Origin of the sequence: Micromonospora sp. CA-259024, assembly GCF_050936255.1 — a bacterium.
In the GTDB taxonomy this organism is placed as follows: domain Bacteria; phylum Actinomycetota; class Actinomycetes; order Mycobacteriales; family Micromonosporaceae; genus Micromonospora.
The window spans coordinates 2,705,256-2,726,434 of the sequence record NZ_JBNJND010000001.1 but is presented as its reverse complement, the minus strand read 5'-3'; the positions used below and the strand labels follow the sequence as shown (position 1 = coordinate 2,726,434).

20 protein-coding genes are annotated in these 21,179 nt (G+C 68.9%); 11 read left to right on the top strand and 9 right to left on the bottom strand.

What is annotated here, in order from left to right; all coding sequences use genetic code 11:
• Positions 1–155: 155 nt before the first annotated feature.
• From ACQEUX_RS11780 to ACQEUX_RS11770, 3 genes are all read left to right on the top strand, one after another.
• Positions 156–1,433, top strand: a complete 1,278-nt coding sequence (locus ACQEUX_RS11780; RefSeq protein ID WP_433045557.1) for a low temperature requirement protein A — start codon at positions 156–158, stop codon at positions 1,431–1,433.
• Positions 1,339–1,659 carry a transposase gene (locus tag ACQEUX_RS11775; protein WP_433049766.1) on the top strand — a complete coding sequence of 107 codons (321 nt, stop codon included), beginning with the start codon at positions 1,339–1,341 and terminating at the stop codon, positions 1,657–1,659. Before ACQEUX_RS11780 ends, ACQEUX_RS11775 begins: the two co-directional genes overlap by 95 nt.
• Positions 1,660–1,996: 337 nt before the next feature.
• Positions 1,997–4,429 carry a M14 family metallopeptidase gene (locus ACQEUX_RS11770; RefSeq protein WP_433045554.1) on the top strand — a complete coding sequence of 811 codons (2,433 nt, stop codon included), beginning with the start codon at positions 1,997–1,999 and terminating at the stop codon, positions 4,427–4,429.
• An 87-nt stretch (positions 4,430–4,516) separates the two neighbouring features.
• On the opposite strand, the gene ACQEUX_RS11765 is transcribed toward ACQEUX_RS11770, so the two are convergent.
• Together ACQEUX_RS11765 and ACQEUX_RS11760 are read right to left on the bottom strand one after the other, a co-directional pair.
• Complete coding sequence (locus tag ACQEUX_RS11765) at positions 4,517–6,343, bottom strand: glycoside hydrolase family 15 protein (RefSeq protein WP_433045551.1); 1,827 nt, start codon at positions 6,341–6,343, stop codon at positions 4,517–4,519.
• A gap of 70 nt (positions 6,344–6,413) precedes the next feature.
• On the bottom strand, positions 6,414–6,890 hold the full coding sequence (locus ACQEUX_RS11760) for a hypothetical protein (protein ID WP_433045548.1): 477 nt from the start codon (positions 6,888–6,890) through the stop codon (positions 6,414–6,416).
• A 531-nt stretch (positions 6,891–7,421) separates the two neighbouring features.
• Here ACQEUX_RS11760 and ACQEUX_RS11755 point away from each other — a divergent pair.
• Positions 7,422–9,092 (top strand): glycoside hydrolase family 10 protein, encoded by a 1,671-nt coding sequence (locus ACQEUX_RS11755; protein ID WP_433045545.1) that lies wholly within the window; start codon positions 7,422–7,424, stop codon positions 9,090–9,092.
• A gap of 396 nt (positions 9,093–9,488) precedes the next feature.
• Positions 9,489–12,449 carry a family 16 glycoside hydrolase gene (locus ACQEUX_RS11750; RefSeq protein WP_433045542.1) on the top strand — a complete coding sequence of 987 codons (2,961 nt, stop codon included), beginning with the start codon at positions 9,489–9,491 and terminating at the stop codon, positions 12,447–12,449.
• Between the two features lie 234 nt (positions 12,450–12,683).
• On the opposite strand, the gene ACQEUX_RS11745 is transcribed toward ACQEUX_RS11750, so the two are convergent.
• Positions 12,684–13,343 (bottom strand): MSMEG_1061 family FMN-dependent PPOX-type flavoprotein, encoded by a 660-nt coding sequence (locus ACQEUX_RS11745; protein ID WP_433045539.1) that lies wholly within the window; start codon positions 13,341–13,343, stop codon positions 12,684–12,686.
• A 539-nt stretch (positions 13,344–13,882) separates the two neighbouring features.
• Here ACQEUX_RS11745 and ACQEUX_RS11740 point away from each other — a divergent pair.
• From ACQEUX_RS11740 to ACQEUX_RS11725, 4 genes are all read left to right on the top strand, one after another.
• Positions 13,883–14,896 carry a hypothetical protein gene (locus tag ACQEUX_RS11740; protein ID WP_433045536.1) on the top strand — a complete coding sequence of 338 codons (1,014 nt, stop codon included), beginning with the start codon at positions 13,883–13,885 and terminating at the stop codon, positions 14,894–14,896.
• A gap of 71 nt (positions 14,897–14,967) precedes the next feature.
• Positions 14,968–15,351 (top strand): VOC family protein, encoded by a 384-nt coding sequence (locus tag ACQEUX_RS11735; RefSeq protein ID WP_433045533.1) that lies wholly within the window; start codon positions 14,968–14,970, stop codon positions 15,349–15,351.
• A gap of 7 nt (positions 15,352–15,358) precedes the next feature.
• Positions 15,359–15,649 carry a DUF1905 domain-containing protein gene (locus ACQEUX_RS11730; RefSeq protein ID WP_433045530.1) on the top strand — a complete coding sequence of 97 codons (291 nt, stop codon included), beginning with the start codon at positions 15,359–15,361 and terminating at the stop codon, positions 15,647–15,649.
• A 256-nt stretch (positions 15,650–15,905) separates the two neighbouring features.
• The gene (locus ACQEUX_RS11725; protein WP_433045527.1) at positions 15,906–16,259 is read left to right on the top strand and encodes a DUF6959 family protein; all 354 of its coding nucleotides are present in this window, start codon (positions 15,906–15,908) and stop codon (positions 16,257–16,259) included.
• Here ACQEUX_RS11725 and ACQEUX_RS11720 read toward each other — a convergent pair.
• The 6 genes from ACQEUX_RS11720 to ACQEUX_RS11695 form a co-directional block, all read right to left on the bottom strand.
• Complete coding sequence (locus ACQEUX_RS11720) at positions 16,256–16,804, bottom strand: nucleotidyltransferase family protein (RefSeq protein WP_433045524.1); 549 nt, start codon at positions 16,802–16,804, stop codon at positions 16,256–16,258. The genes ACQEUX_RS11725 and ACQEUX_RS11720 overlap by 4 nt on opposite strands.
• 153 nt (positions 16,805–16,957) lie before the next feature.
• A complete protein-coding gene (locus tag ACQEUX_RS11715; protein ID WP_433045521.1) occupies positions 16,958–17,278 on the bottom strand; it encodes a hypothetical protein in 321 nt (106 codons plus the stop codon).
• 63 nt (positions 17,279–17,341) lie between these two features.
• On the bottom strand, positions 17,342–17,623 hold the full coding sequence (locus tag ACQEUX_RS11710) for a DUF6881 domain-containing protein (protein ID WP_433045518.1): 282 nt from the start codon (positions 17,621–17,623) through the stop codon (positions 17,342–17,344).
• 110 nt (positions 17,624–17,733) lie between these two features.
• Positions 17,734–18,408 carry a cytidylate kinase family protein gene (locus tag ACQEUX_RS11705; protein WP_433045515.1) on the bottom strand — a complete coding sequence of 225 codons (675 nt, stop codon included), beginning with the start codon at positions 18,406–18,408 and terminating at the stop codon, positions 17,734–17,736.
• A gap of 104 nt (positions 18,409–18,512) precedes the next feature.
• A complete protein-coding gene (locus ACQEUX_RS11700) occupies positions 18,513–18,695 on the bottom strand; it encodes a hypothetical protein (protein WP_433045512.1) in 183 nt (60 codons plus the stop codon).
• A 523-nt stretch (positions 18,696–19,218) separates the two neighbouring features.
• Positions 19,219–19,857, bottom strand: coding sequence for a class I SAM-dependent methyltransferase (locus tag ACQEUX_RS11695; protein ID WP_433045509.1), 639 nt, complete (start codon positions 19,855–19,857; stop codon positions 19,219–19,221).
• A 153-nt stretch (positions 19,858–20,010) separates the two neighbouring features.
• On the opposite strand from ACQEUX_RS11695, the gene ACQEUX_RS11690 reads away from it, so the two are divergent.
• Both ACQEUX_RS11690 and ACQEUX_RS11685 read left to right on the top strand, forming a co-directional pair.
• Positions 20,011–20,610 (top strand): hypothetical protein, encoded by a 600-nt coding sequence (locus tag ACQEUX_RS11690; protein WP_433045506.1) that lies wholly within the window; start codon positions 20,011–20,013, stop codon positions 20,608–20,610.
• An 85-nt stretch (positions 20,611–20,695) separates the two neighbouring features.
• Positions 20,696–20,965: a hypothetical protein gene (locus ACQEUX_RS11685; RefSeq protein WP_121153555.1), complete on the top strand. Its 270-nt coding sequence runs from the start codon at positions 20,696–20,698 to the stop codon at positions 20,963–20,965.
• Positions 20,966–21,179: the final 214 nt, after the last annotated feature.

Here is a 21,179-nt window from a genome sequence, read left to right as displayed (position 1 = left end):
TCAGACGCCCCATCCGTCTGCGCCGGCGTCAGCGCGAAACGTCCATAGCACGTCGGTCAGCTGGCCGTTGCCGGAATGGGACAGCACGATGCTGGGCGCGGTGGCAGGCCTCGTTGGCCGTCAGGCCCTTTAGTCACCAGGGCTGCCACTTGTCCGTGGCCGGCGCCGGCGACGTGGTACGACTGCTTCAGCGACAAGCCGACGAAGCGGGCGGGCCGGTGACGACGAACAGAGTGGCCAATCTGCTGCGCGGGCGGGAGAGTCCGCAGCGGCCGACCTTCCTGGAACTGTTCTTCGACCTGGTGTACGTGTTCGCGCTCACCCGGATCGTGCACGAGTTGGTGCTGGACTACACCAGGGAGCACGTCGCCGAGACGTTGACCACCTCCCTTTCGGAAAACGGCGAGACTCTGCTGCTGCTCCTGGCCGTCTGGTGGATCTGGACCCAGACGGCATGGATGACCAGCAGATTCGATCCGTTCCAGCCGGAGATCCAGTTCGTTGTCCTCGCGACGATGCTGGGGAGTCTGTTCCTGGCGGTCGCGATATCCGGGGCTCTCGCGGAGACTGGCCTGCTCTTCGCGAGCACGTACGTCGCGATCCAGGTGGGCCGCACCCTCTTCTTCGTATTCGTCGTACGGGGTCACGAACTGCGCCGCGTCAACATACTGGCGCTCGTCTGGTTCGGCGTGTCGGCCGTGCCGTGGTTCGCCGGAGCTTTCGCGCCTGAGGTGGCGCGTAATTCGCTGTGGACGCTGGCCCTGGCGATCGACTACCTGGGGGGCAGGCTCGGCTGGCCGGTACCGCGGCTGGGTCGCTCGCGGGTATCCCCGTGGGCCGTCGCGGGCGAGCACCTGGCCGAACGCTACTGGCAGCTCGTCATCGTCGCGCTTGGTGAGACGATCCTGACCTCCGGATCGAGTCTTCTACGCGGTCCGATCGTGGCGGAACGAACATTGGCCCTTACCTTGGCGTTCCTCACCACGGTGTTGCTGTGGCGGATCTACTTCTACCGAGCCGGCCAGATCTTGGGCGAGGCCATCGCGGCATCCGCCGACCCCGGCCGGCTCGGTCGGTTGGCCGAGTTCTCCCACCTGCTCATGGTGGCCGGCATCCTCGCCACCTCAGCCGGTTCCGAACTCGTCCTCATGGATCCAACCGGACACGCCAAACCCGCCTGGGTCGGCGCCATCCTCGGCGGGCCCGCGCTCTACCTGGCCGGTCGCTCAGTATTCGAGTACGTTGCCTTCGCCCGCGTGTCCCGGCCGCGGCCGATCGGGATCCTCGTCCTCGCGGCCGTGGCGCCGGTGACGGTCGGTCTGCCGCCACTCGGGGTCGCTGCAGCAGCTGTCGCCGTCCTGCTCGGCGTCGCCGTCTCGGACACGATCCGAGCCCACGGACGCCCACTGGAGCAGGCCTCGCCGCCACGCTGACGCGTACCCGTTACCTCTGTTTAATCTTGAGGTCGAGACGTGCTGGCAGCTGGCGGAGCAGGCCGGGCACGGTCGGCCGGATGCGATGCAAAGGTTGTTGTACCGGGCGGTGTGGGACGCCGACGCGGTGCGCGACGACCTGCGGCAGTTGATCGCCGACCGGTTCGGTGGCCCGGACGCGGTCCTGGTGGTCGATGAGACCGGCGACTTTGTCGTACCTGGGTGACTGACTCGCCCCGGCGGTCGCTGTCCTGCCGCATAGATCAATGGCGGCCCGCCAGGTATTGACAGATCACTTTCGGCACGCTGAGGATTGGATCAGTCCACCGACCGTCACCGGCACAGCCTCTCGTTCACAGATCGGCACTAACTGCCCGCAGGTCGGCGATGCGGGCAGCCTCGGTCCGCCGCAACCGGACACCACCTTCCCTCTCTCCGCGTCGTGGGCGCTGCTGACCGGGCAGCGACCACACGCGACCACCAGAGCGGAACCGCGTACCCCGGGCGGGACCCTCGGCACGTCATTCGGCCATCCATGCCGAGAAAACCCGAGAAGGGCGGACATGACAATGCATGATCCCCTACGTCCACGGTGGCGCCGCCGCCTTCCCGTCCCGGCCGCGCTGGCCGCTGCCGCAGCCGTCGTGCTGCTGGTCAGTCCGGCTGCGGCGATCGTGCCGCAGGCGGCCCCACCGCCTGCCGACCTCGGTCGCATCGCTGACGAGGAGGCAAGCGTCGTCGAGGTGCTGCTCGCCGACACCGCGCAGCTCGACGCACTCGTCGCCACCGGCGTCGACCTCGACCACGACGTCACACGGACGGACAACGGCGTGGTCGCACACGCCGTGATCACGCCCAATGAGGCTGCGGCACTGACGGCCGCCGGGTTCACCCTGGGCAACGTCGTGCATCGCCCGGACGACGCGCGGGCTCGCGTCGCCGAACGGGAGGCGACCATCGCGGAGCACGTCGCGGAGAACCGGGAGTTCTCCACGACGGCAACGGCGGCGGACGTCTCCGACATCAAGATCATCCGCGCCGACTACTACACCTCGGGGACCAGCCAGGTCCTTTCCGTGGAGGCGAAGTGGGCGCAGGGCCAGACGGCCACCAACACCCTCACCGTCGCGCGGGACAGCGGCCCGGGCACCGAGATCGGCTCCGGCGGGACACAGACCATCTCCCGCTTCGTCGACGCCGGCGTCTACCTCTACCATCGCGGCGCCTCGCTGGTGACGAGCCGCCCCGACTACGTCCGGATCACCAGCCCCACCGGTGATGTCGCCGTGGCCAAGGTGCAGGAGTGGCTGCCCACTCCGGACACCAACCCGGAGGGCCCCGGGTACCAGAAGGACTTCGTCACCAGCTACCTGACACCCACCGAGCTGTACGGGCGGATCCACCAGCTCGCCGCCGCGTTCCCGGACCTGGCCGAGATCGTCGAACTGCCGTACCGGACCAACGGCTACCGGCGCCAAGCGCAGGCGGTGCTCGGCACCGCCAACGACAGTCGCGTCGCGGTCGACTCCCTCGCGTGGGGGCACCAGGGCGGCAACGACATCTCCGTCGAGCTGGCCGACCCCGGCGCCGCCAATGCCGCGTTGTCGGTGAACGTGACCGGCAAGGCCATCCGGGTGAACCTCGCCACCGACGCCGCCGGCGCGGTGACCAGCACGGCAGCGCAGGTCGTCGCGGCCCTCAACGCCGGGGCCGGGTCGCTGGTCCGGGCGTACACCTATCGGGGGAGCGCGGGCACCGGCGTGGTCGCGCCGGCAGCGCCGACGTCGCTCAGCGACGGCCTCAGCGCGCCGGCCAGCGTCTCCCGCGATCCGCAGCCGGTGTACGCCATCCGGATCGGCAAACACCGCGACGGCTCGAAGCTGGGTGTGCTCGCCTACGCGCAGGAACACGCCCGGGAATGGGTGCCGCCGCTGGTCACCATCGAGACCGCCGAGCGGCTGCTGCGCAACTACGCGCACGACGGGCAGACCAAGCAGCTGCTCAACAACCTTGACATCTGGATCGCGCCGTCGGTCAACCCCGACGGTGGCCACTACTCCTTCTACGACTTCAACTCCCAGCGTAAGAACATGACCAACCACTGCCCGCTCACCGGAGCTGCCGACTACCTCGGCCGTAACTCGTGGGGCGTGGACAACAACCGCAACTACACGGAGTACAGCCTCTTCGACGGCTACTCCGGCGCGTCCACGAGCTGCACCAGCGGCACGTACGCCGGGCCGAGCGAGCTGTCCGAACCGGAGAACAGGAACCTCGACTGGCTGGCCGCCCGACCGAACATCAAGTTCTCCATGAACCTGCACTCGTCGGGCAACTACTTCATGTGGTCACCCGGCGCGTACGCCCTGCCCGACCGGATCTCGGCGCCGCGCCCGACGCTCGCCCAGGAATCGGCGTTCTGGGGCGCCTCGGCGCGGATCCTGACCTCGATCAAGCAACACCGGAACCTGGCGGTCACCCCGGCGCGCACCGGCCCGATCTCCGACGTGCTCTACTCGGCGGCGGGCAACTCCGGCGACATGCTCTGGTACAAGTACGGCATCTACGCCTGGAACTTCGAGGTCGGCACCGAGTTCCAACCGGAGTGGGACGAGGCGCACGACGAGACGATGGAGTTCGCCAACGGCCTGGTGGAGCTCATGCGGGTGGCGCGGGACTTCGACAAGGACCACACCCGGCCGGAGAGCAGCATGTCCGTCACCCCGAGCACGACGGCGGGGATGGTGAACGTGACCTTCGGCGTCACCGAGCCGGCCGCGGTCTTCTACACCGTCGACGGCAGCGCACCCACGTACTCCTCGGTGCTCTACGGCTCGGCGGGTATCCGCGAGGGCGGGGAGACCCTGACCCTTCCCGTGGGTACGAAGGTCCACTGGTTCTCGGTGGACTCGGCGGGCAACGTCGAGAACAACTACACCGCCGACGGCGGCGGCAGGAACTACCGCAAGGGTCAGGCCGTTCTACCGACGGGCTGATCAGCGATCGGTACGGTCGACGGCCGCGGCGCTCTCCGGCGCCGCGGCCGTCGGCTGCGCAGCGGTTCGACCAGGGCTGGCCCGGGATCAGGCTCCGGGATCACCGGTGGGGGCGTCTCGAATGGCGAGTGCGGCCTGGATGAGCGCGGCGTGGGTCAGGGTCTGGGGATAGTTGCCGAGGTGAGCGCCGGTCGCGGGGTCCAGCTCTTCGGCGTAGAGGCCGAGCGGGCTGGCGTAGTCGAGCATGGTCTGGAACAGCTCGGTCGCCTCGCGGCGGCGTCCGGTGCGGGCGAGGGCTTGAACGAGCCAGAATGAGCAGGGCAGGAACGCGCCCTCGGAGCCGGGGAGGCCGTCACGTCCCGGCGGGTAGCGGTAGAGGAGTGGACCGCCGGCGGAGAGCCTGTCGCGAATGGCGTCGATGGTGCCACGTACACGGGGCGACTCGATGCTGTCCATCTCGAGCAGCGGCAGGACGAGCAGGGCCGCGTCGAGGTCCTGGGAGCCGTAGCTGCGGACGTAGCTGGCCGCCGCCGGGTCGAAGCCGCGCGTCCGGACCTCGGCGGCGATGGCACCTCGGGATTCCTGCCAGCGTCGACGTTGGCGGTCCGGCAGGGGGTGGGTGTCGGCGATGGCCAGGGCGCGGTCCAGGGCGAGCCAACCCATGAGTTTGGAATGGACGTGTTGGGCGGGTTCGCGGACCTCCCAGATACCGGCGTCGGGCTCCTGCCAACACTTGGCGACCACGTCGGCGAAACCGCGCACCGCCCGCCACGTCTCGCTGTGGAGGCGGTGTCCGGCCTGCGCGAACGCCCAGGCGGCGTCGATCACCCAGCCGTAGCCATCGAGCTGGTGTTGCCCGGCGGCGCCGTTGCCGATCCGGACCGGGAGGCTGTCGAGATAGCCGGGCCAGCCAGGCAGGTCCCGTTCCGTTGGTACGTGGCGGCCGTGCAGGGTGAGCAGTGCCGGCAGGCGTGGTCGCTGCAGCCGGCTGGCGTGCAACAGCCACGCGAGGAAGCCGTAGGCCTCGTTGGTCTTGCCGACGCTGAGGAAGGCGCTGACGCCGATGCTGGCGTCACGGGGCCAGACATAGCGGTAGTCCCAGTTCCGCACCCCGCCGGGATCCTCGGGCAGTGACGTGGTGGGCGCGGCCACCGGCGCGCGCGAGGGCGAGTAGGTCAGCAGCCGCAGGGTGAGCAGGCTTCGTACGACGTGTTCCCGGAAAGGCAACGTCTCGTCGATCTCGGCGGTCCAGGCCCGCCACCGGTTCTCGTCGGCGAGGAGCAGTTCCCAGGCGGCTGTCGGCTCGACGTGGATCAGCGGTTCGCGGTAGGCCACGGCCAGTACGAGGGTGACCGGACGGCCTGGCCGAACCGTGATCGAGGTGGGCCGACCCGGTTCGATGCTGAGCTCCGGCGTGCTGTCCAGTGCGACCGCCAGCGGCCCCCACTCACACACGAGGGCCTGGCGCTGGTGGTGGACCCGGGGCCGGCGGTGCCGGGCGCCGAAGCGGGGGTCGAACTCCACGACGACGTCGACCGCCGCATGCTCGGCCGACAGGCGCCGCACGATCAGTGTCGTGGGCAGCAGGCGACCGCTGACCTCGGCCACCATGGCCTCGGTGAGGCTGAGCCGGCTGCTGCCCACCGCCCAGGTGGTCTCCAGGGTGGCGGTGTGCTGCCGGTAACGTCGTTCGAGGACCGTGGCGGGCCGGGCCGGTCCGACCCGGAACGTTCCCGCGTCCGGGCCCCCGACCAGCCGGCCGAACAGGGGCTCGCCGTCGAAGCGGGGCACGCAGAACCAGTCCATCCCGCCATCGCTCGCGACCAGGGCGGCCGTGCGTGTGTCACCCAGCAACCCGTAGTCGCTGATCGGCGCCGGTGGCCGGGGACACGCCGTGTCGGGCCTACCGGTCATGGAGATCGCTTCCTAACGGGTCGCGCTGGTGCGAACGGCGGATCGGGCGGGGAAAACAGCGGGGTGCGGGTCACGTGGCGTGGAGGAGCAGTCCGAGGACGACCCCGTAGATGACGTGGACGACAGCCGAGACCGCGGGGGTCTGGACGCCGTAGTTGAGGGCGAACAGGCCGGGCGGCTCCAACACGGCAGTGCTGGCCGGCCCCGCCCGCTGCGAGGCCATGCGCGGATGGACACCGGGAAGCAGCGGCAGAATCACCGTCAGCGCGATCCCGACGTGCAGCAGCCCGAACAGCGCCCCGATCCACCAGGTGGCGCGGTTCAGCAGGGCGAACGCGGCCGCGTAACCGAGGGCGAAACCCTGACCGGCGCAGAGGTGGATGAAGAACCCGATGACCCGGGCCCGATCGGGATCGTCGGTGACGAAGGCCCCGAGCACCAACGGAATGTCGAGCCGCGTGAGGCCGGCCAGTTGCGCGCTGATCAACGCCGCGGTGAGCGCCACGGTGGCGACCAACCCGAACAACGCCCATCCGGCCCAGTCCATCTCAGCGGTGGTTGACGTCGCGGGCGTACTCAGTCGGTACGGCCGCTCCGGCGGCGCAAGCGCTGGCGACGCCCGGTCTCCCGACGCAGGCGTCGGTCGGGCGCGCACATGACCGGGTGTGAGCTGCCGAACCGCGGCTCCGAGCTGTCGACACCGGGCACATCGAGGTCCTCTCGGTCATCGCTGCACCCTCCGGCTGGACAACGTGAAGATCCTGCGGGCCGGACCGGACACCCGTTCCACACCACCAGGCGACGACAGTGGCCGCCCGGTTTATCACCATAAGCGACCGGACCGATCACGCTGGCCTGCTCGCCGAGACACGTCGAACGCCGTCACCATCACCCTCGGCGACCGCTTTCCACCAGCCGCTGAAACCCGGTTCCCGCGTCAGTTGGCGGTGACCACTGCCCAGACGGGCGAACGGGGGAGCGAGCTGGCGCCGCGCCAGCCTGAGCGCCGGCCTTAGCTGACCGTTAAGTAACGGGCCGACTGGTTCACCCGGTGAGCCACACTCGGCAGACTGTGACAATGCCCGCCGCCGAGCCGTCCGCTCCTGCTGCCCACCGTCGTCGTACCCAGGCTCTCGTCGCCGTGGTCGTCGCGCTCGCTGTGGCGCTCGCGGTGGGCGGATGGTCGCTGCGGCACCGGGTTGTCGGCGACGGCGGCGCACCGGAGACCGGGGACGTCGCCGCGTTCGGCGCGGCCACCGACGCCGGCCCGGCGGGCGGTACGCCCAGCTGCGCCGGCCGGCCAGCCCGCGCACCCCGCGAGCTGCGCGGCATGTGGATCACGACGGTGAACAACATCGACTGGCCGAGCCGGCGCGGGCTGCCGGCCGAGACGGTGCGGGCGGAGTTCCGGGGCTGGCTGGACCTGGCCGTGCGGCACAACCACAACGCGGTCTTCGTGCACGTCCGGCCCAGCGGGGACGCGCTCTGGCCGTCCAGCTACGCACCGTGGTCGGAGTGGCTGACCGGGCACCGCGACGGCCGCGACCCGGGTTGGGACCCGATGGAGTTCATGGTCGCCGAGGCGCACGCCCGTAACCTGGAGTTCCACGCCTGGTTCAACCCCTACCGGGGCGGCCAACCGGCCACGGTGGGCGGGCCCGGACCGAGGCTGGACCAGCTCGCGCCGGCCCACCCGTTGCGGCACCACCGCGACTGGGTGGTGACCTACCCCAGCGCCGACCGGCCCGGCAGCCGCCTCTACTTCAACCCAGGCATCCCGGAGGCGCGCACGTTCGTCGAGGACTCGATGCTGGAGGCGGTTCAGCGGTACGACGTCGACGGGGTGCACTTCGACGACTTCTTCTACCCCTACCCGGAGGCCGGGCAGGACTTCCCGGACGACGCGACGTTCGCCCGGTACGGCCGGCGCTTCGCGGACAAGCACGCCTGGCGCCGGGACAACGTGAACACGCTGGTCCGGGAGATGAGCGAGCGGATCAAGGCGATCAAACCGTGGGTGAAGTTCGGCATCAGCCCGTTCGGCATCTGGCGCAACGAGCGCACCGATCCCGCCGGCTCCGCGACCGCCGGCCTGCAGAGCTACGACGACATCTACGCCGACACGCGGCTGTGGGTGCGGGAACAGTGGCTGGACTACGTCGTGCCGCAGCTCTACTGGCACGTCGGGTTCGCCAAGGCCGACTACGCCAAGCTGCTGCCGTGGTGGGTCGACACCGTGCGGGGCACCCGGGTGCAGCTCTACATCGGTCAGGCCGACTACCGGGTGGGTGAGCGCGGCGCCTGGCGCGACCCGGCCGAACTGGACCGGCAGTTGGCCCTCAACCGCCGGCACGGCGTGCACGGAAGCGTGCACTTCAGCGCCAAGCAGGTCCGCGCCGACAAGCTCGGGGCGGTCAGCCGCTACAGCCGGGCGCACTACGCCGGCCCGGCGCTGGTGCCCACGATGGCGCAGCTCCCGGCGGCGCCGCCGGCCGCACCCACGCTCACCGACGCCCGGCGTGCGGGCGCCGGCGGGGTGGCGCTGACCTGGCGCGGCGACGGCGCCACCAGCTACGCCGTCTACCGGGTGGACGGCGACGAGGCCCGGCTCGTCGGCACCGCCCGAGGAACCGGCTGGATCGATCGCACCGAGCCGGCCGACCGCCCGCTCTCCTACTGCGTGTCCGGGCTGGATCGCAGCGGGAACGAGGGCCGACTCGGCGCGCCGATCTCCGTCACCGGGCCGTGAGGGACACCTACGAGAAGGTGCCGACCGCCAGCCGGCGAGGCGTCGTTCGTTGGCGCCCCGCCGCCGGTCGGTAGTCACCGCGCCACCGTGGTAGCGGCGTTTCATCGGGCTCGCGGCTGCCCTTACCTCCGCTCCGCGACGCCACCACATGCCCCGCTCGCGCTGCCCAGATGCCACCAAGGTCATGGGCCAGCAGGGGGCACTTTTATCCAAAAATCTAAAAGTTCCGCTTGATCAATCCAAAGTGATAGCGTCTGCGATCGATCTTTTGTGTTCCGAGACCGTACTGGCCCGTCCAGGGAGGAGAAAGCGCCTCCTACCTCGGCCAGGACCCACCCACCGGGAGGAACCATGCCCGCACCGAACCGATGGCGCCGTCGCCGTCGCGTCAGTCTCGTGGCCGCAGGTGCCGCTGTGGCGGCTCTGCTCGCCGCGGTCCCCATCACCCCAGCCGGGGCCGCACCCATCACCGCCGATGTCCCGCCGCAGGAACCCGGCGTCACCCTGCGCTCGTACGACATGGGAGGTCCGCTGTCGGCGCTGTGCGACCTCAAGCCGGCACAGACACCGAACGTCGACAAGCTCATGCCGCAGGTCAGCTGGACCACCACCGAGGAGTTCGGCCTCTCCGACCGGTTCATCAGCCACGTCATCGCCAACCTCGCCGCGCCCGCCGACGGCGAGTACACCTTCCGGCTCACCAGCGACGACGGGTCACGGCTGACGATCGACGATCAGCGTGTCGTCGACCACGACGGGCTGCACGGCGAAACCTCCAAGGAAGGGTCGACCACCCTCAGCGCCGGCCTGCACCCATTGCGCATCGAGTTCTTCGACAACGGCGGCGGCCAGGTCCTGCGGCTCGAATGGCGCCGCCCGGGTGCGGCCACCTTCGAGCTGGTACCGAACTCCGCGTTGAGCACCGACGCCGACGTCGTACGCGTCACCGCCCCGGGATGGAAGTACTGCGAGGGGGCGACCGACTCGGCCGGCGACGGCCTGCCCCTCGACCGGGTGCACCCGGGCTACACCCTCACCGACCTGCGCCCCGAAGGGCTCCAGCCGCAGGTCACCGGTATGGCGTTCCGGCCCGACGGCGACCTTCTGATGTCCACCTGGGGCGGCACCGACAACGCGACCGGCGAGATCTACGTTGTCGAGGGTGTCACCGGACAGACCAGCCCCGAGCAGGTGACCTACCGCAAGTTCGCGGACGGGCTGCGCGAGCCCCAGGGCGTCGCGGTCGTCGACGGCACCGTCTACGTCAGCCAGAAGCACGAGCTGACGGCCCTGCGCGACACCGACGGCGACGGCCTCGCCGACGACCGCCGCACGGTCGCCACCTGGCCATGGGGCGGCAACTTCCATGAGTTCGCGTTCGGCCTGCTCTACCGGGACGGGTACTTCTACCTCAACCTCTCGGTCGCCATCGACCTGGGCGGCGCCACCACCGTGCCCCAGCCGGCGCCGAACCGCGGAACCTCGATCAAGGTGGACGCCGAGACCGGCGAGATCACCTATGTCGCAGGAGGCCTGCGCACCCCCAACGGGATCGGGTGGGGCCCCCGCGGGGAGGTCCTCGTCACCGACAACCAGGGCGGCTGGCTGCCCGCGTCCAAGCTGGTCCAGATCCAGCAGGGGGCGTTCTACAACCACTACACGACGCCCGCGGGTCCGTTCGACGACAAGGCCGTGACGCGTCCCATCGTCTGGATCCCGCAGAACGAGATCGGCAACTCGCCGTCGACTCCGGTGCTGCTGAAGCAGGGGCCGTACGCGGGACAACTGGTCGTCGGCGACGTGACCTACGGCGGCCTGCAGCGCGTGTTCCTCGAAGAGATCGAGGGGCAGTACCAGGGCGCGGTGTTCCGGCACACGCAGGGCCTGGAGGCCGGCGTCAACGAGGTCACCCTCGGCCCCGACGGCGCGCTCTACACCGGTGGCCTGGGTGCCGGCGGCAACTGGGGCCAGGAGGGCAAGCTCTCCTACGGCCTGCAGAAGCTCACGCCCAACGGCACCTCGGTCTTCGAGGTCAAGCAGATGCGCGCGTCGCGTGTCGGGTTCGAGCTGGAGTACACCGAGCCGCTGTCGGCCGAGACCGTGCAGGAACTCGCCGACGCGTACCAGGTGACGCAGTGGCGCTACGGCGCGACGAGCCAGTACGGCGGTCCGAAGCTCGAGCTGGAGACGCTCAAGGTGGCCAAGGCCGAGCTGTCGACCGACCGCCGCACCGTCAAACTCCACATTCCGGGCCTGAAGGAGAACCGCGTGGTGCACGTGCGCTCCCCGCGTCCGTTCTCGTCCGCCGACGGCGAGGAGCTGTGGAACACTGAGGCCTGGTACACGCTCAACGAGATTCCGGGTCGGGTGGTGCAGCCGCAAACCTTCTTCGAGGCCGAGGAGGGCCGTACGGCCGGCGTCGGCATGGCGACCGACCACGCCGCCTACTCCGGTGCCGGCTTCGCCGCCGGGTTCGCCCAGGACGGCTCGTCGACCAGGATCTCTGTCGATGTCCGCGAGGCCGGGACGTACGACCTGGCGATGCGCTACAGCAACGGCCCGAATCCGTACTCCGGCGAGAAGCAGCTGAGCCTCTACGTCAACGGTGAACGGGTCGAGCAGACGGTCTTCCCCTCCACCGTGACCTGGGAAGAGTGGGGCACCGTCACCACCACCGCGCGCTTGAACAAGGGTCGCAACGTGGTCGAGTACCGCAAGGAGGCTGCGGACTCCGGGCACCTGAACCTGGACGTGCTCGCCGCCCGGCCGCACGGCAAACGCATCACGCTGTTCAACGGCGGCGAGCTCACCGAGTGGCAGCACACCGACGGGCGCGAACCCTCGTGGTCCGTCGCCGACGGCGCCATGACGGTGCGTAACGGGGATCTGCGCACCGTGGAGGCCTTCGGTGACTTCCGGCTGCACGTGGAGTTCAACCTGCCGCTGTATCCGCCGGACGTGACCGGCCAGGCGCGCGCCAACAGTGGGGTGTACCTGCAGGACCGCTACGAGATCCAGGTGCTGGACTCCTTCGGCATCGACCTGCCGCAGAAGAACGACGCCGCGGCCATCTACACCCAGAAGGCCCCCGACGTGAACGCGGCGCTGCCGCCGCAGACCTGGCAGACGTACGACATCGTCTATCGGCAGGCCCGCTACGACGCATCCGGGCAGAAGGTCGCCAACCCTCACGTCACCGTCGTGTGGAACGGCGTCAAGGTGCACGACGACGTCGAGATCCTCGGCCCGACTGGCGGCAGCCGGCCCGAGGGCCCGGCGACGGGTGCCATCCGACTGCAGGACCACGGCAACCCGGTCCAGTACCGCAACATCTGGATCGAGCCGCTGGACCGGTAGTTTCGCCAGCGGTCAGAACGCGGACGGCCGGGTACCGGTTCGCCGGCCCGGCCGTCCGTAGCACAGCCTCTTACTCAGCAGGGCGCGCAGGCGCCGACTTGAGCACCGTCCTCGTCAGCGAGGGCTACCGCCGAGGTGGTCCAGGTGTGGACCTGACGTCGCGCCGCAGCGATCGGATACCCGATCGCGGCGATGTGCTCGACCACCGTGCTCGCACAATCGCTGTGCGGCCCGTCACTCGTACCGGTACTTCAGCGAGTCTGCCTCCGCCTGCTCGATGTCAGCGATCGTCAGCTCCGGCATCCGCAGCTGGGCCAGCGTCACTTCGGCCGAGGTCGGCTGGGCGTCCGCTGGCAGCCACTGCTCCGGGTTCCAAGCCCCGCTGCGCAGGAGCGACTTGGGGCAGTGCGGGTAGACCTCCTCGATTCCCACGACCAGCGCACTGGCCGGCGGCTTGCCTACGGCGGTCAGCTGCGACAGCAGCTCGGGGCGAGTGGAGACGCAGGCCCGGCCGTTCACCCTGAGCGTCGTGGTGCGCCCCGGGATGATGAACAGCAGCCCGGCCCGCCCGGTCGCGACGACGTTCTGCAGGGTGTCCAGACGCTTGTTGCCAGTCGCGTCCGGTATCGCCACCGTCCGTGCGTCCAGGACGGCGACGAACCCGGCGGGGCCGCCGCGCGGGGAGATGTCACAGTTGCCCTCGGCGTCCACGCTGGCGACCATGACCAGCGACGAGCAGCCGATCAACCGCCGGGTCTGCTCGGTGAGTTCGGTCATCTGCTTCCGCACGGCCGCGTCGCTGGGCAGATCGTAGGCCCGGCGCAACGCCTCCTGGTCGGGCACGGCGTCGAGGCGCAGCGAGTCGAAGGCATTGGCGGCAAGGGCTGGCGTCATACCGCCGACCCTAATGGACCGACCTGCGTCGCCTCGATGTCCGGAAATGTCGAGGAGCTGATGTAGATGACTCCGACTCGGAGTTCCTTGAGGCTCAGACACCAGATGGTAGTGACCGGACGGGGTTGCGTGGGTCGGGATGACCATTCGTCATCGATCGCCCTCACCCTCAGCCGAGCGGTCCTCCCGGCGGGCGCCATCGCGGTAGGGCCGGGCTCAGCCCGTCGAGGTACTCGTCCCACAGCGTCACCACAGGCTGGTCAATACCACCGGCCGGTCACCGAACGTAGCCGCAGCCCGCGCCTGTCACGCGGCGATTGGCGGTTAACCGCGCGTTGTCTGCGGCAATTGAGGCTGGTGGCCCGACGATCTTTAGAACCCCACGATGCGCAGTCGGATCTGTCGAGAACCGTGCATCTGATCGTGCGACCGGAGTCCTCGCTGGCCAATGACTCCCGGCTGGCTGATGCCAGTCGATGCAGCCAGCGCGCGACTATGCTTGTGTTCCCAGTCACCCCCTCATGCGTGAAGAAGCACTGATGGACGACAGGATCGCCAGGATTCAGGCCAAACTTGCAGCGTTGCCTCCAACGGAAAAGGCCGTTCTCAACCCCGTACTCACCGAGCAGCAGGTCTCGGGTTTCGAGGACCTGCACGGTATCCGACTGCCCGAGGAATTTAGACAATTTGTTACCCGCATCGGCCATGGCGGATACGGCCCGGCCTGTGGGCTGCTGTCCATGGACAGGTGGATTCCCCGACGCATGGCAGTCCACGCAAAGCTCACCGATCCATTTCCCCTTGCGCCTGACTCGTACGTCTCGGCCTGGTCTGGCGATGAGGGCGGTCCCACGCTTCCTTTTCCCGGCACGATCGCAGTTGTCTGGGGAGGAGGCGCCCAATACACCCTGCTGGTCGTCACCGGGTCCGGCCGCGGCCGTCTCGTCGAGGTCTTCACCGGCAGCGACGTCGTGCCTCACTTCCACACCGATGCGGACTTCCTGGCCTGGTACGAGCGTTGGCTGGACTTCACCCTGGCCGGACATGATGATCTGACCTGGTTCTCACACCAGATGGCCGGCGACGAGCCAGAACTCGTGGACACGCTGCTGAAGGGCGCATGGGCAACGCGACGCAACGCTGCCGCGTACACGTTCATCACCTATCCCGGGCCGAGCGCATCGCTCCTCGACGTCTTGGCGCAGGCGCTGTCGACGGAACCACACCCGGTCGTACGAACAACGATCTTGCGTGCTCTGCAGGCGCAGGGTGAGCAGGGCCGTGATCTCCTGCCCGCAGCGCTGGCAGATCCAGTACCCGACGTTCGATGCCTCGCGGCGAGCCTCATGACCACCAACACCCGGCAAGGCATACGGCTAAGCTCCTCCTTGAGCAGGGCTACCGGCTTTACGGCTCACCGGCGCTGGCCTTCAACGGGGACCGCGTCGTCGCCGCTCAAGCGTTGGTCCTGCCAAACTTCGCCGGGCCCGAGCCGGGCGAGGGCAGCCCCAGATAGGGCGGACGCTCATGGTCGCCGACCGACCGTCACGTGACGGGCGAACGGCAGCGCCCGACGCGCGGTCCCGCCGATGACAGCGTTTCCTGGCTCACGTACGTTGGCGCCATGGCAATCCACTGGACCTTGGGTTGGGATGCCGACGATCCCCAGCAGATCGCGGCCTTCTGGGCACGTGCCCTGGGGTACATCAAGGAGCCTGGCTTCGACGAACCGGACAGTGCGTCCATCGTCGACCCGGACGGCAGGGGGCCCGCCATCGGCTTCCTGAAGGTGCCCGAGGGCAAGACCGCCAAGAACCGGATGCACCTTGATGTACGGGTGGCCGGCCCAGGCCCCTGGGACATGACCGAGCGCGCACGACTGATCCGGCAGAAGGTGCCCGAGCTGGTGTCCGCCGGCGCGACGGTGGTCCGCGAGGAGTTGTACGGCGACATCTTGGGGCACGTCGTCATGCAGGACCCCGAGGGCAACGAGTTCTGCGTGGCCTGATGCCGTGATGGAGTACGAGTTCGAGGGCGCTGTGTGGGAATGGCGGGGGCCGTCGCCGTACCACTTCGTGACGATCCCGCCCGAGTGCGCCGATATGGTGCGCCAGCTGGCCTCGGCGGTCACCTACGGCTGGGGCATGATTCCGGTGGAGGTTCGGCTCGGGAAAAGCCGCTGGCGGACCTCGTTGTTCCCGAAGGACGGGGGCTACGTCCTCCCGCTGCGGGACTCGGTGCGGAACAAGGAGGACATCGCCCTCGACGACGTCGTGCGCATCCGCCTGGTCGTCCGGGCGGGGTAGCACAACCCATCGGCCGCCACACCCGCGAAGGCGCCCACCCACCCTCACCGTGACCTGCCTGGCGAAGCAGGGTGCAACGAATACCCGCCGCGTTGGCAGAAGCGACGTGCGCATCTACGGGACGTCTCGTAACTGGGTGAAGGTGTTTCCTAGCGCCGGCCCGGCGGTCAGCCGGTCAGGATGATGTTGTGGAGGTTGGCGATGCCGGAAGCGGCTCCCTTGGACGACCTTCGAGTGGTGCTGGGATTCTGCTCAGATGAGCCAGGAGCAAGCGCAGGTGCTGTCCCGTGGCACCAACTGTGCCGTCGTACAGCTGGCGGGTAGAGCATTTCCCGGCATCCACGTGCAGGGCGATACGTTCGCTGCCCTGTTGATGCAGCTGGCGGACGCGGCTCGCCTACTGCGCCATGAACCCCGCCGACCGCGCAGCTCTCGACGAGCTGGACGACGCCGTGATACGGCGGCCACCGGCGGCAGCAACGTCGAAGACCACCGTCGGTCGGACCATCACAGCAGCGATGGGCATCTCACCATCGTCGAGAGACGCCCCTTAGCCGCGAAGAGGACGTTCTGTCGGGCTTACCCTTCCTTCGCTTGGCGTGAGCGCTAGATCTCCAGCCGCAGTCCGGTCCATCGGTGGAGCCATCCCTTGACCTCCACGCGGCGCTGTACCTTCGCGCGGCCCGCTGCGTTGTCAAAGGCTGGAGAGGGGCGGACAACCATTCCCACAAGGTCAGTCAGACCGTGGCAGGACACCAGGCGAACAGAGTCGCCCCGCAGAGTCACCGCGACGCACGTCGCCGTTTCGGGCCAGCGCGATATCGCGTCCAGGGCAGACGTGTAGGGCTCATCGCCGTTGCGCAGATGCATCCGTGCTTGATTGCGAATCTCCCACGGCACCCCAGGCAGGGCCACTACTGCTTGGGCTTCGGCGCGTGCGTCCTCGCGTGCGTCCAGCTTTTCCGGGTCGAAGTAGGCGACATCCACGTCGCGCTCAGGCAAGACCGGGAGGCCGCTGATCGCGTCCCAGACGCGGTTGCGTACGAAGCCGGCACCGATCCACCAGTCCGGTAATCCAAGGTCGGCCGTAGCCCGAAGGACTCTCATCGCTCCCGGGTCTGACTCGATCACGCCCACAACGTCCTGCGCGCTCATGACCATCCCAGGGACTCTAAGCCAGCAGACGTGCACACCGCATGCGAGGCGAGGGCTGAGGGCAGAGCGAAGTCGTGACCCACCTGTTTCGGGCAATTACCACAGCAGCCATCCACTGATGTCGCAAATCGCTCGGGCACGGCTCGCTAGCGGTTATCTCGGCGCGGGGCCGCCATGCAGATGGAAACGGTTGTCGACAACGGAGTCCGGCTCGCCGTGCAGGAAACGGTCGTGTGCGACATCGCCGTTGCTGACATGCCGGTCCTCGTAGTACCAGCTGGGGTCGCACGCGCAGTCGGTGAACCGGAACCGGAAGTTGGCCCGATACCGGCCGACCTGCCCACGGGCGAGGGTGAACAGGCGGGTCGACACTCCCGCCCGGCGAAACGCCGCCGCGCCGGCAGACGCGCGACGGTTATCGCCGAGCCAGATTCGAGCAGGACGATCGTTCAGCGGCATCCACGAGATGATCATGCTGCGCACCCTCATGATCCGCCACCTGGATTTGCCGCAGCGCGCGGATCCCGAGTGCTCGGGCTACTCACCAGCGGAGTTCCAGGCGTGTTCGAATGCGTCCCGTGTGATGACGAATGGGCTCCAGTCTTCTTCCTGATCATGCAGGCTTGCCTGCCCGAGGCCGCCGCACTGGTCTTCTTCATGTCCGGGCCCGTACCGGAGAACCGGGCCGCGGTCGTACACCTCGATCTGTCGAACCGGCCAACCGTCGTCATCCACCTCGAAGTACCAGACCGAGTGCCCGAAAGCATCGAACTCGTCGCCGCGCGATTCCTCCCAGCGACGACGGTAGAAGCGGCCCATGGCCGTAAGCGTAGATCCACTCATGCGCGGTCGTGTCGCCGACCGCGCGTCACCGATCGCAGCCTTGCTGTCCAGGAGCGGCGGTAGGTGTCGGTGCCGAATCGAGTGCGTCAGTTTGTTCGGGTCTCCCAGAGCGGCTGTTGGGGCTCGTCGTTGTGCACGATGATGTTGGCGTGATGGGTCGGGTGGACGGTGGCGAAGTAGAGCTCTTGGGAGGGAATGTAACGCTCGCGCCAGCGCCGTTCGACGTCGGCCCGAGATGACACCTGACGCTCTCGGATCACGGCACGATCCACGGTTTTCTCGAGCGCGGTCGACACGAAGATGCGCAGGTCCCACCGATCAACTAGTTCCGGGCGCATGAGGAAGACGCCGTCGAAGACCAGCACGGCGTCGGCGGGCGCAGTCGTGACCGGCGGGGACAGCGCGGTATCTGCTGTGCGGTCGTAGACCGCGGGTTGGAAGCGTCGATCTCCGCCCGGGCCGAGCGGATCAAGCAGAACCCGGTTCAGCGCCTCGTAGTCGTGGGTGTCGAAGTAGCAACCTTCGGCCGAGTACTCGCCGCGCGGATAGCGCTGTGCCCGGGGGAGGAGGAAATCGTCGATCGTCGCGCGGATGACGTCGCGGCCCTGTGTGCGCAAGACAACGGCCAGCTCGTCGGCGAGGGTGGTCTTGCCTGTCGCGGGCGGTCCGTCGATGGCAACCCGCGTCGGGTGGGCGACTGTGACGGACCCGACCGTCTCAGCAAGGCGGACGAGCATCTCGTCGCGGGTGCCTCGGTCCATGTCCTGCCCCGTTCCAATCTTGCGAGGGTTGCCGTGTCGAGCCGACCTTATGCGCGCCAGCCTCTTCGCGCCCGTCATGCAGACCCCCGGCAGCTTCCTCGGGCTCAGCACGCGCCGATACGGGACGCTTTGCTCGCCGCCTGCCAGGCGCTCGCGAAGTCGGCCACGAGGTCGGACTGCGCGGCCAGAGCGGCGTCGGTCTCCCAGACGGCCACCGCCTCGTACAGGCGCCGCCCGTAGAGAAACGTGCCCGCAGACCGCAGGAGGTCGGCGCTGATTGCCCGCATCGAGGCTCCGGCACCCATAGGCCCGTTGCGGGCGCGAACCTCATCGACCACTCGAAGGTCACATCCCGCTCGTCCCGACCGGCGCGATGGTGCTGTCCGACCAGGACGTGTACATGGCGCGGACGGTGCTCAAGGCCCGCTCCGGCCTGACCGCCGACGATTACTGGGACCTGCACATCGTGCCCGTCTTCGTGCTCTCGCCCCGGTCCCGGGCCACGTGCGGGCCGGTCGCTGGATCCGCTGGCCGTCACTCTCCGTGCCCACGTTGGCAGGGGCTGACCGGGCGGTGCCGGCCTCGCTGAAATGCTGAGCGCCGAGTGCTTGCATACCCGAGAGTTCCACCTCTGACGTCATGTCGCGTGAGTAGGCCTCGCTGGGGAGTGCGTCGTGTCCGCCCACATCGGGACAACGTTCCGGCTCGAACATCCGACATCGAGCCCGGACAGCACAAGCCCTTGCGAGGGTAGGCAAACGAGCCACCCGGGCCGCCCGAGTCCGCGGTTACGGATGGCCTCGGCAAATTTCAGCGGTTGGCGAAGACGAACCCGCCCTCGACGTTCGGGGCTGGCCGGTGCGTCATCTCGGCCTCGACGGTGAAGCCGGCGGCGTCCAGCCAGGCCGCGACCCGGTCCGGCGGGCGGCGGTGCACGTAGACGTGCATCGGGTGACCGCCGTAGCCCTCCGTCTTCAGTCGACTGCCGTCGCCGGCGTGGAACCCGAGCAGCACGACGCCGCCGGGCCGCAGCACGCGGCGGAACTCGGCGAGGACCGCGGGTACCTCGTCGTCGGGGACGTGGATCAGGGAGAACCAGGCAAGCAGGCCGGTCAGACAGTCGTCGGGCAGGTCGAGGCGAGTCATGGAGCCCACCTCGAAACGCAGGCCGGGATGATCCCGCCGGGCAATCTCGATCATCGCGGGTGACAGGTCGACGCCGAACGCGTCCAGGTCGAGACGGTGCAGGTACGCGGTGATCCGGCCCGGGCCGCAGCCGACGTCGGCGACCGCCCCGTTCCCCTGGGCCCGCACCAGCTCGGCGAAGAGCGCGAGGATGCCCCGCTGGAACGGTTCGTCGGTGAGAGCGTCGCGCAGCAGGTCGGCATAGCTGATCGCCACCGTGTCGTAGGAGGTCCGGGTGTCGTCGAGCCAACCGGAAACGGCCATGTGCTGCACGATAGCGCCGGCCCCGCGCCAATCGCCGTTGGCTCCCGCGGTCACCGGTCGACCTGGCGCGGATCCAGCACGCCCTGCGGCTGCTTCGGTCTGATGGTCAGTCGGCGATGCGAGGCACCATTTGCAGCCACCTACGATGACGCGATGACGGACGCCGCGCTCGGCTTCGGCTACAAGCTTCAGTGGCTCGCTGTGCGTGACCGGGACGCGGACGCCGTCGCTGCCGCGCTGAACCTCAGCCGTCCCACTCCAGCCACCTGGCGCAGTGCGGTCGCCGCTGCGTATGACGGCCACGGCCACTGGCTTCTTACGCCGCCGCTCGATCTGTGGACGCTCGCCGCTTCGAGAGACGTTCCCGCACCCGAAGATGACCGATTTGCCACTTGGCTGGCGGCGCTAAGCGGTCTACTGGGTGAGGTGCAGTACTTCGGAACTCATCGCGTTGTCGACTATCACGGGTGGGGGCGCGCCAGGGGCGGCGTTGTGGAGCGAGCATTCGCCTACCTCGGCGAGCGCGGCGAGGTGCTGTTTGACGTAGGCGAGCGCACGATGGAAGAGCAAGCGCTCGGGGTTGGCGCCGCCTACGACGAGGACGAACCGTGGGACGACGATGACGAGACTTCGCCGTGGCCGAGTGAGGAAACCGTGCTCACGCTCGCCGGTCAATGGAGCATTGACCCACGGAAGCTTGAGAGCGCCCTGGTCCCCGGGCATCCGTGGATCGCGTCGACTCGATTGAGATAGCCGGAGGGCGACGAAGATAGGGCGGTGGGGTGACACCCGGGATCTGTGGGGAGCGGGCGGCCGGCGGTGCGCGGATAATGGGGGGATGAAGCGAGAGGTTCGCCTGATGCGGTTGGCCGGGACGCGCGCCGACGGCGCGGTGGCGACGGGCGCGGCGGCTACAGGCGCGCGGGCTGCGGGGGCGGCGTCGCTCGGCGCCCTGGCCGTCGGGGCGCTGGCCGTCGGGGCCGTGGCCGTTGGGGTGCTGGTCATCGGGCGGCTGGCTATCCGCCGGGCGGTCGTGCGGGAGCTGCGCGTCGGCCGGTTGGAGATCGACGAACTGGTGGTGCGGAGCCGACCCGCTGCCGAGGGATAACCCGCTCGCGCAGTGGACGAGTCCGCATCTGTCGCAGACCGAGGTGTCGTTACGAGCGGACGAGATCGTAGGCCCGCGCCAGGTCGTCACCCCAGGACATGGCGTGGTCACGCTCGATGGTCAGCTGCAGGCCCTATGGATCCGACCGCCTCGCCGGTTCGCGCCGGCCGTCGGCCGCAGAGCTTTGCGGCCCGGCCGGCCCCGCGTGTGCACG

What these genes read in the sequence shown, in the direction of transcription:
- ACQEUX_RS11770 (WP_433045554.1), top strand. Translation starts at nt 1,997, where the DNA reads ATGACAATGCATGATCCCCTACGTCCACGGTGGCGCCGCCGCCTTCCC.
- ACQEUX_RS11765 (WP_433045551.1), bottom strand. Translation starts at nt 6,343, where the DNA reads ATGACCGGTAGGCCCGACACGGCGTGTCCCCGGCCACCGGCGCCGATC.
- ACQEUX_RS11760 (WP_433045548.1), bottom strand. Translation starts at nt 6,890, where the DNA reads ATGGACTGGGCCGGATGGGCGTTGTTCGGGTTGGTCGCCACCGTGGCG.
- ACQEUX_RS11755 (WP_433045545.1), top strand. Translation starts at nt 7,422, where the DNA reads ATGCCCGCCGCCGAGCCGTCCGCTCCTGCTGCCCACCGTCGTCGTACC.
- ACQEUX_RS11745 (WP_433045539.1), bottom strand. Translation starts at nt 13,343, where the DNA reads ATGACGCCAGCCCTTGCCGCCAATGCCTTCGACTCGCTGCGCCTCGAC.
- ACQEUX_RS11740 (WP_433045536.1), top strand. Translation starts at nt 13,883, where the DNA reads ATGGACGACAGGATCGCCAGGATTCAGGCCAAACTTGCAGCGTTGCCT.
- ACQEUX_RS11735 (WP_433045533.1), top strand. Translation starts at nt 14,968, where the DNA reads ATGGCAATCCACTGGACCTTGGGTTGGGATGCCGACGATCCCCAGCAG.
- ACQEUX_RS11730 (WP_433045530.1), top strand. Translation starts at nt 15,359, where the DNA reads ATGGAGTACGAGTTCGAGGGCGCTGTGTGGGAATGGCGGGGGCCGTCG.
- ACQEUX_RS11725 (WP_433045527.1), top strand. Translation starts at nt 15,906, where the DNA reads ATGAGCCAGGAGCAAGCGCAGGTGCTGTCCCGTGGCACCAACTGTGCC.
- ACQEUX_RS11720 (WP_433045524.1), bottom strand. Translation starts at nt 16,804, where the DNA reads ATGAGCGCGCAGGACGTTGTGGGCGTGATCGAGTCAGACCCGGGAGCG.
- ACQEUX_RS11715 (WP_433045521.1), bottom strand. Translation starts at nt 17,278, where the DNA reads ATGATCATCTCGTGGATGCCGCTGAACGATCGTCCTGCTCGAATCTGG.
- ACQEUX_RS11710 (WP_433045518.1), bottom strand. Translation starts at nt 17,623, where the DNA reads ATGGGCCGCTTCTACCGTCGTCGCTGGGAGGAATCGCGCGGCGACGAG.
- ACQEUX_RS11705 (WP_433045515.1), bottom strand. Translation starts at nt 18,408, where the DNA reads ATGGACCGAGGCACCCGCGACGAGATGCTCGTCCGCCTTGCTGAGACG.
- ACQEUX_RS11700 (WP_433045512.1), bottom strand. Translation starts at nt 18,695, where the DNA reads ATGCGGGCAATCAGCGCCGACCTCCTGCGGTCTGCGGGCACGTTTCTC.
- ACQEUX_RS11695 (WP_433045509.1), bottom strand. Translation starts at nt 19,857, where the DNA reads ATGGCCGTTTCCGGTTGGCTCGACGACACCCGGACCTCCTACGACACG.
- ACQEUX_RS11690 (WP_433045506.1), top strand. Translation starts at nt 20,011, where the DNA reads ATGACGGACGCCGCGCTCGGCTTCGGCTACAAGCTTCAGTGGCTCGCT.
- ACQEUX_RS11685 (WP_121153555.1), top strand. Translation starts at nt 20,696, where the DNA reads ATGAAGCGAGAGGTTCGCCTGATGCGGTTGGCCGGGACGCGCGCCGAC.